The 6,943-nt window shown below is 72.7% G+C and carries 8 protein-coding genes; 3 read left to right on the top strand and 5 right to left on the bottom strand.

Features of this window, described 5'->3' with window-relative positions; translation table 11 throughout:
• Positions 1-53: 53 nt before the first annotated feature.
• Both ACFWW8_RS27610 and map read right to left on the bottom strand, forming a co-directional pair.
• Positions 54-701, bottom strand: coding sequence for a heme oxygenase (biliverdin-producing) (locus ACFWW8_RS27610; RefSeq protein ID WP_386532400.1), 648 nt, complete (start codon positions 699-701; stop codon positions 54-56).
• Positions 702-842: 141 nt separating this feature from the next.
• A complete protein-coding gene (gene map, locus ACFWW8_RS27605; RefSeq protein WP_386532397.1) occupies positions 843-1,700 on the bottom strand; it encodes a type I methionyl aminopeptidase in 858 nt (285 codons plus the stop codon).
• A gap of 71 nt (positions 1,701-1,771) precedes the next feature.
• Between map and ACFWW8_RS27600 the strand changes: the two genes are divergently transcribed.
• Positions 1,772-2,017, top strand: a complete 246-nt coding sequence (locus ACFWW8_RS27600; protein WP_386532406.1) for a hypothetical protein — start codon at positions 1,772-1,774, stop codon at positions 2,015-2,017.
• A 119-nt stretch (positions 2,018-2,136) separates the two neighbouring features.
• Here ACFWW8_RS27600 and ACFWW8_RS27595 read toward each other — a convergent pair whose 3' ends face one another.
• Positions 2,137-2,742, bottom strand: coding sequence for a hypothetical protein (locus ACFWW8_RS27595; RefSeq protein WP_386532395.1), 606 nt, complete (start codon positions 2,740-2,742; stop codon positions 2,137-2,139).
• A 113-nt stretch (positions 2,743-2,855) separates the two neighbouring features.
• Here ACFWW8_RS27595 and npdG point away from each other — a divergent pair, with 113 nt between their 5' ends.
• The gene (gene npdG, locus ACFWW8_RS27590) at positions 2,856-3,572 is read left to right on the top strand and encodes an NADPH-dependent F420 reductase (protein WP_386532392.1); all 717 of its coding nucleotides are present in this window, start codon (positions 2,856-2,858) and stop codon (positions 3,570-3,572) included.
• Between the two features lie 29 nt (positions 3,573-3,601).
• Here npdG and ACFWW8_RS27585 read toward each other — a convergent pair whose 3' ends face one another.
• Complete coding sequence (locus ACFWW8_RS27585) at positions 3,602-5,692, bottom strand: TerD family protein (RefSeq protein ID WP_386532391.1); 2,091 nt, start codon at positions 5,690-5,692, stop codon at positions 3,602-3,604.
• 234 nt (positions 5,693-5,926) lie between these two features.
• On the opposite strand from ACFWW8_RS27585, the gene ACFWW8_RS27580 reads away from it, so the two are divergent.
• Complete coding sequence (locus ACFWW8_RS27580; RefSeq protein WP_386532389.1) at positions 5,927-6,118, top strand: hypothetical protein; 192 nt, start codon at positions 5,927-5,929, stop codon at positions 6,116-6,118.
• Between the two features lie 23 nt (positions 6,119-6,141).
• On the opposite strand, the gene ACFWW8_RS27575 is transcribed toward ACFWW8_RS27580, so the two are convergent.
• Entirely contained in the window at positions 6,142-6,942 is an 801-nt protein-coding gene (locus ACFWW8_RS27575) for a site-2 protease family protein (RefSeq protein ID WP_386532387.1), read from the bottom strand.
• Position 6,943: the final 1 nt, after the last annotated feature.

Here is a 6,943-nt window from a genome sequence, read left to right as displayed (position 1 = left end):
CCCTCGCCGACGTCCCGCCGCCCGCGGACCGTGAAGCCGTACGCGAGGAGTACCTACGCGCTGAGCGGGAACTGCTGTCCCAGCTCGCGGAAGACCGCGCCGTTGAAGTCGAAGGCGCGCTTGCACTCGTCGATGATGCGCTGCTTCTCCAGGTCGTCCACGGCGATCGCGTCGAGCAGCTCGCGGTAGGTCCGCTTGAAGGCGGCGGGGTTGGAGATGCCGGCGAACACGTAGAAGCGGACGCCGTCGCCCTTGCGCTCGAAGCCCCAGGTCCGCTCCGCCTTGTCGCGGATGATCTGCCCGCCGGAGAGGTCGCCCAGGTAACGGGTGTAGTGGTGGGCGACGTACCCGCCGGGCCACTGCGCGGCGCATTCGGCGACGCGGGCGGCGTACGCCTCGGTCGCGGGCAGCGCCACCACGTTCTCGCGCCAGTCGGCGCCCAGCAGGTGTTCGAGGTCGCGCTCGATCTCGGCGACGCGCATCAGCTCGGGCTGGATGAAGGGGCCCGCGACCGGGTCGTCCTTCAGGGAATCGGCCGCGTCCTCCAGGGCCCGGTACACGAACCACAGCTGCTCGGTGTAGCGCGTGTACGCGTCGACTCCGAGCCGGCCGCCCAGCAGGTCGCTCATGAAGGTCGACGTCTCGGCCTCGGTGTGCTGCTCGTGCGAAGCGACGCGGATGACCGTAGAGAAGGCGTCCAAGACGGACCTCCAAGAAGGGGAAACAGGCGTGGCGGCTCAGCCGCCACACCGATCTTCCTACTTAGGTTTGCCTAAGTCAATCTGTTCCCGACGTCTTGTCGGTAAAAAATCCCTCTCCTCCGGCGGGCCCCGCCGGACGGGCTACGGCAGGGTCAGGATCTCCGCCCCGGTGTCCGTCACCACCAGCGTGTGCTCGAACTGCGCCGTGCGCTTGCGGTCCTTCGTGACGACCGTCCAGCCGTCCGCCCACATGTCGTACTCGTGGGTGCCCAGGGTCAGCATCGGCTCGATGGTGAAGGTCATCCCGGGCTCGATGACGGTGGTGGCGTGCGGGCTGTCGTAGTGCGGGACGATCAGGCCGGAGTGGAAGGACGAGTTGATGCCGTGCCCGGTGAAGTCCCGGACCACGCCGTAGCCGAACCGCTTCGCGTACGACTCGATGACCCGGCCGATGATGTTGATCTGGCGGCCCGGCTTGACGGCCTTGATGGCGCGGGCGAGGGCCTCGCGGGTGCGCTCCACCAGCAGCCGCGACTCCTCGTCCACCTCCCCGCACAGGTAGGTGGCGTTGTTGTCGCCGTGGACTCCGCCGATGTACGCGGTCACGTCGAGGTTCACGATGTCGCCGTCGCGCAGGACGGTGGAATCGGGGATGCCGTGACAGATGACCTCGTTGACGGAGGAGCACAGCGACTTGGGGAAGCCCCGGTAGCCGAGCGTCGAGGGGTAGGCCCCGTGGTCGCACATGTAGTCGTGGGCGACCCGGTCGAGTTCGTCGGTGGTCACCCCCGGCGCGATCAGCTTGGCGGCTTCCTCCATCGCCTGGGCGGCGATCCGGCCGGCGGTGCGCATGGCCTCGATGGTCTCGGCCGACTGCACCTCCGGTCCGGTGTACGGAGCGGGCGCGGGCTTGCCCACGTACTCGGGCCGGCGGATGTTTCCGGGAACGGAACGGACGGGAGAGAGCTCGCCTGGTACGAGCAGTGACTGACCGGACATGCAAGCGAGTGTATCCAGCGGGTATGGGGGAGCATGGCGGCAAGAGCGGCATCGAGAGGAGCCTGAAGGCGATGGCCTTGTTCAAGAAGCGACAGGTGGGCAAACCGGGCGAGTGGTACTACTGCCTGGTCCACAAAAAGGTCGAAGAGGGCCCCGACTGCCCGGCCAAGGACCGCTTCGGTCCGTACGGGACGCCCGCGGAGGCGACCCACGCCATGGAGACGGCGCAGGAGCGCAACCTCGAATGGCAGAACGACCCGAAGTGGAACGACAGGACGCGCGGGGAAGAGGACGGCGGGGGCGCGGCCACCCCGTAGGCGGTCCGCGGACCGTCCCGGGGGACGGCCGCGGCGGGACGGCCGGTGAGCCGCCTCCCGGGGGCGCCCCCGCTCCCCGTCCGGCCGGTGCCCGCTCCCGGTCCGGCCGGGCCCGGCTCCTACCAGCGGCTGGGCGGCGGGGCGGTCAGCTGGTCGGCCAGCCGCGCCAGCCGGTCCCGGAAGCGGCGCGGGCCGCGCTGCGCCGGCAGGCCGTTCTCCCCGGCGGCGGCGCTGACCAGGTGCTGCACCGTGTCCAGGTCCAGCTCGGCCGCGCCCTCCCTCACCGACAGCGCGTCGTGCGCGAGGGTCCCCAGATCCGGGTCCCCGCCGTCCAGGGACAGTACGGTCGCCCCGGCACGCCGGGCGTCGTGAACGCGTTGCAGCAGCGCCTCGCCGGGCGACTCCGGGGCCACCACCAGCAGCGTGTACCCGCGCCGGGCCGCCTCCAGCCTGCCCAGCCCCACCGACAGGTGCGGCGGCTCCCCGGGCAGCACCCGGTGGCGCACGAGCGTCGGGGCCAGCGCCGGCAGGCCCGACCAGGCGGCCTCGTCCACCAGGTGCGCGGCCAGGTGCCAGGGCTCGTACCGCTCCGTCCCCACCAGCAGCAGGCTCCCGCCCGACGGCGCCACCGAACGCCGCAGCGAACCCGCGAAGCGGCGCGCGGCACCCGGCCACCGCGTACCGGCGAGGACCTCGCGCAGCAGCGCGACTCTCACGGCATCCATAGGCGGCATCCTGCACCATGGGCGGGGGGCGCGGGACCGGTTCCCGCCTGCCCGCCCGGACGGCGGGCGCGCGGCCGTTCGACTCTGTGGATCTCGGGGTTACCCTCGCCCCCATGACCTCCACAGACAGCACGCAGCAGCCCCCGGCCAAGGCGCCCGCCAAGGACCCGTGGGACCTCCCCGACGTCTCCGGCCTCGTCGTCGGCGTCCTCGGCGGCACCGGCGACCAGGGCCGGGGCCTGGCCTACCGGCTCGCCCGGGCCGGCCAGAAGGTGATCATCGGCTCCCGCGCCGCCGACCGCGCGCGGGACGCCGCCGCCGAACTGGGCCTCGGCGTGGAGGGCGCGGACAACGCCGACTGCGCCCGGCGCAGCGACATCGTCATCATCGCCGTCCCCTGGGAGGGCCACGCCAAGACCCTCGAATCGCTCCGCGAGGACCTCGTGGGCAAGCTCGTGGTGGACTGCGTCAACCCACTGGGCTTCGACAAGCAGGGCGCGTACGCCCTCCGGGTCGAGGAGGGCAGCGCGGCCCAGCAGGCGGCCGCCCTGCTCCCGGACTCCCGGGTCACGGCCGCCTTCCACCACCTCTCGGCGGTCCTGCTCCAGGACGAGTCGATCGACGAGATCGACACCGACGTGATGGTGCTGGGCGAGTCCCGCGCCGACACCGACCTCGTCCAGGCTCTGGCCGCCCGCATCCCCGGCATGCGCGGGGTCTTCGCGGGCCGCCTGCGCAACGCCCACCAGGTCGAGTCCCTGGTCGCCAACCTGATCTCCACGAACCGCCGCTACAAGGCCCACGCGGGCCTGCGCGTCACGGACGTCTGAGCCCGCCGGCCGCCGGGGCGCCGGGGGCGTCAGCTCCGGCGGCCCGGGCGGCCCTCGGCGGCGCCCAGGTGCGCGATCACACCGTGGTAGAAGCGGTCGACGGAATCGTCCACGCTCCGGATGAACCCGGACTCCGTGTTGCCGCGGGTGTTGCCCATGCCCTTGATCAGCGACAGCCGGAAGCCGGTGACCGGGGCGCCGTCCCGGGGCAGCAGGTCGCCCGGCTCCGGACGGAGCCGCTCCAGCGTGCCGCGGGGCCCCTGCTCCGCGCCGAGCAGGCTCTGCACGTGGAGGTCGGCCGGAGCCTGCGCCAGCAGCCGCACCAGCCGTTTCGCGGCGGCCAGCGGGTACGCCGCCTCCGGCGCGGGCACGTCGACGGACGTGCGCACCTTCCCCGTCCGCAGGTCGGCGCTGACCGCGATGACCCCGCCGGTCCCGTCGACGCGCAGCTCCGCCGTCAGCCGGCCCTCCGTGCACAGCACCTCGGCCGCCTCCTCCCGGCGCCCCCGCGGATCACTGCCGCGCCGGGCGCGCTGTACGGGCAGGGCCTTCTGGCCCAGCTCCCCGCCCAGGCGCAGGCAGACCTGGCGGATCAGACGCTCCCAGTTCTCCACGACGTCCACGGCGCGGGCGTCGCCCCGGCAGAGGGTCTCGTCCTCGATCCCGTTGCGCACGGGCACCCAGGCGGGGCCCATGTTCTGGAATCCGTGGCATCCCGAGTTCTCGTGCTGGAGGTACGCGAGGAGCTCCTGGAGGAGCCAGGCGTGGGCGGCGTTCCCCACGCCCTCGTGGCGGATCAGCAGCTGCGCCTGGTGGGCCACCTCGGCCCAGGACAGGTGCCACAGGCTGACCTTGTGCTTGCGCCGGCCGTCGATCTTGACGTCGACCACGGCGGCGCCTTCGAGCGCCACGTCGTTCGACAGCGTGATGACCGCCTCGTAGCCGCGGCGCGCGGCGATGTCCGCGTACCCCTGGACCTGGTCGGCCTTCAGCGGGTTGCCGTTGGTCTTGGTCTCCACCAAGGCCGTCCACAGCCGTCCCGCGCGCTCCACCCGGATCACGCCGTCGGGGCGCCGGGGGGCGTCGCCGTGGGGCAGGGCGACCTCGGTGAACGTCTGCATGCGCCCGGCGGGCGCGCCGAACCCCGCCGTGAGGCGGCGCCCCAGCTCCGGCACCTGCGCCATGACGGACAGCAGTACGGAGGTCGCCCGCACCTCGCGCTCCTTGTCGCTCCTGAGGGACGGCACGGGGAACAGCCGGGCGGGCCGCCAGGAGTCGTTCTCGGCGAGCGACTTCCCGGCCGCCTTGGGCAGGGTGACCTTCTTCTTCGTCGTACGGGGACCCCGGCCGCGCGTCTGGCCCGGTACCGGAGCGGGGCCGGGAGCAGCGGCGCCGGTGCCGGCCGGGGGCGCCGCGGTGACGGCTGCGGCCGGCGGCGGCGCCGGCGCCTCCGGGGCGGCCTCGGGGGACGGGGCGCCCCCCGGTTCCCGCCCGGCCGGGTCGTGCGGGTCGGCACCGGTGTCCTGCGCGTCGGCGTCGCGGGCATCGGCGCCGTCCGCGTCGGGCAGCTCGGGCTCCTCCTCGACGGAGATGCCGAAGTCCGTGGCCAGGCCGGCGAGACCGGTCTCGTACCCCTGGCCGACGGCCCGGAACTTCCACTCGGCGCCGCGCCGGTACAGCTCGCCGAAGATGAACGCCGTCTCCACGCTCGCGTCGTCGATGCAGAAGCCGACCAGCGGCTCGCCCGACCGGTCCGCGACCGTCATCCGCAGGTCGTCGAGGTCCCCGAAGCGGGCGCCGCCGTACTGGCTGGCCGCGACCACGATCCGCGCGACGTCCGGCGGGACCGCGGCGAGATCCACGCTGATGCGGTCCTCGTCGCCGCTCTCGCCGGGCGTCTTCCCCAGCAGCTGCACACTGCCGTCGGCGGCGGCCGGGTGGTTGTAGAAGTAGAAGTCGTCGTCGCTGCGGACCCGGCCGCTCCCGTCGAGGAGCAGGACCGACACGTCGGCGTCGCCCGCTCCGGAGGCGCTCGTCCAGCCCAGGCTCAGGACCACCGAGCCGGCGTCCTCGCCGAGGGCGGTCAGGCTGACGTTCGCGCCCTTCGGGATCTCCTGCATGTCTTCCCCCCACTCCCGGCGTCGCCGGGAGTGGCCGGGCGGGGCCGGGCTGTCGCTCCGTGCACGCCCGTGCGAGGCGCGTACCGCCGAACCGTAGTGCCGGACCACCCGGAAGACCGGGAAAAGAGCAAAAGGGACCGGATGTGATCGAAAGTGTCTTTACGGAAGCACTGCGGCGCATGGGGGACACTGGTGGGGCTCTGCCCCGTTCCGTGTTTCCGAGGAGCTCTCCCCATGCCCCGCCTTGCCGTCTTCGCCGTGATCGTCTGCGTCCTCGCCGTGGCCGCGGCCGTCGTCGCCTTCGTGGAGGGCAGTTTCCTCGGGATCATCTGGGTCCTGCTGGCCGGCCTCACGTCGAACCTGGCCTGGTACTACCAGCGCAAGGCCAAGGCCGAAAAGGCCACCGCCGCCCGCACCGCCGGATAGGCCGTCTCCTTCGTCGTGCCGGGTCAGCGCTGCGGCAGGGCGCAGATGCCGTCCGGGTCCCGCCAGAAGGTGTAGAGCTCGCGGCCGCAGTACGTGTCCAGCTCCGGGACGCCCAGCGCGGACAGCAGGCCGCGCACCACGTCGAAGAAGAACGTGTTCACCTCCGGGATCCACAGCAGCGCGAACACCGCGATCAGGCCGAACGGCGCCAGCGGCGCCATCTCGCGGCGCACCCGGTGCGAGAGCCACGGCTCGATGACCCCGTAGCCGTCGAGGCCCGGGACCGGCAGGAAGTTCAGGATCGCCGCCGAGACCTGGAGCAGGGCGAGGAACGCGAGCGCGAAGCGGAACTCCAGCGGGACCCCGTCCAGGGCGTCCAGCCAGAACGGGGCCGTGCAGACGACCGCGAAGGCCACGTTCGTCAGCGGGCCCGCCGCCGAGATCAGGCTGTGCTTCCAGCGGCCCCGGATCCGGTCGCGTTCGATGAACACCGCGCCGCCGGGCAGGCCGATCCCGCCCAGGATCACGAAGAGCACCGGCAGGACGATGCTGAGCAGCGCGTGCGTGTACTTCAGGGGGTTCAGCGTCAAGTAGCCCTTGGCGCCCACCGAGAGGTCGCCGCCGTGCAGGGCCGTGCGGGCGTGCGCGTACTCGTGCAGGCAGAGGGAGACGATCCACGCCGAGGTCACGAAGAGGAACACGGCCAGGCCGGCGCTCGTCGAGTACCCGGTCCACACCGCCCACCCGGTGACCGCCATGACGGCCGCGATGCCGAGGAACACTGCGCTGATCTGCCGCTCGCCACGGCTTCCCTGATGACCCATG

Source organism: Streptomyces sp. NPDC058701 (assembly GCF_042715295.1).
GTDB lineage: Bacteria > Actinomycetota > Actinomycetes > Streptomycetales > Streptomycetaceae > Streptomyces.
This window is presented reverse-complemented; position numbering and strand designations above follow the sequence as displayed.

What these genes read in the sequence shown, in the direction of transcription:
- npdG (WP_386532392.1), top strand. Translation starts at nt 2,856, where the DNA reads ATGACCTCCACAGACAGCACGCAGCAGCCCCCGGCCAAGGCGCCCGCC.
- ACFWW8_RS27575 (WP_386532387.1), bottom strand. Translation starts at nt 6,942, where the DNA reads ATGGGTCATCAGGGAAGCCGTGGCGAGCGGCAGATCAGCGCAGTGTTC.
- ACFWW8_RS27600 (WP_386532406.1), top strand. Translation starts at nt 1,772, where the DNA reads ATGGCCTTGTTCAAGAAGCGACAGGTGGGCAAACCGGGCGAGTGGTAC.
- map (WP_386532397.1), bottom strand. Translation starts at nt 1,700, where the DNA reads ATGTCCGGTCAGTCACTGCTCGTACCAGGCGAGCTCTCTCCCGTCCGT.
- ACFWW8_RS27595 (WP_386532395.1), bottom strand. Translation starts at nt 2,742, where the DNA reads ATGGATGCCGTGAGAGTCGCGCTGCTGCGCGAGGTCCTCGCCGGTACG.
- ACFWW8_RS27580 (WP_386532389.1), top strand. Translation starts at nt 5,927, where the DNA reads ATGCCCCGCCTTGCCGTCTTCGCCGTGATCGTCTGCGTCCTCGCCGTG.
- ACFWW8_RS27585 (WP_386532391.1), bottom strand. Translation starts at nt 5,692, where the DNA reads ATGCAGGAGATCCCGAAGGGCGCGAACGTCAGCCTGACCGCCCTCGGC.